This window comes from Vibrio sp. 1069 (assembly GCF_033340555.1).
In genome coordinates, this window is record NZ_JAWOWP010000767.1 from 1 (window position 1) to 558 (window position 558).

The following is a 558-nucleotide window of genomic DNA, read 5'->3' on the forward strand; positions in this document are numbered from 1 at the left end:
GTCAATAAAAGTCACGAATTTTAATAATCAAGGATTTGATCAATGAAATACTCTATCGCTCGACAATTTGAAAAGAACCGAGAACTTCGGGCTGATAACTTCGTCTTGGTGTATCAAATGGGGAAAGTGGGCTCATCGTCTATCGAGCATACTTTGGAAGCGCGTAACATTCCGAGCTATCACATCCACACGTTTGACGATCATGAAGAATTTCACATGTACCACAACAAAAAGGATGTGAGTAAATTCTTCGATTTTAAAAATCGCGCGATGTACCGTTTGGTTCTGAATCAACGCAAGCGCATTTTGCAAAAGCGCGAGCAAATCAAGATCGTTACATTAATCCGTGACCCGATTGCGACGGTTTTCTCCCGTTTTTTCCAAGATTTGCATCTGCAATTTATCGAAGGCAAAAAGAACGATGCCATCCACCGCGATATGGAAGTGACCTACAAGCATCTCGAGCATTGCTTTGATAACTACATCAACCTGAACTACTTCGCAGATTGGTTCGATAACGAGCTAAAACGTAACTTCAGCATCGATGTCATGCGCCAA

Annotated in this window: 1 protein-coding gene; it reads left to right on the top strand. The window is 41.8% G+C overall.

Annotated elements, in window-relative coordinates:
- Positions 1–42: 42 nt before the first annotated feature.
- On the top strand, positions 43–558 hold a 516-nt coding region (locus R7040_RS28940), incomplete at its 3' end, for a putative capsular polysaccharide synthesis family protein (protein WP_318097965.1).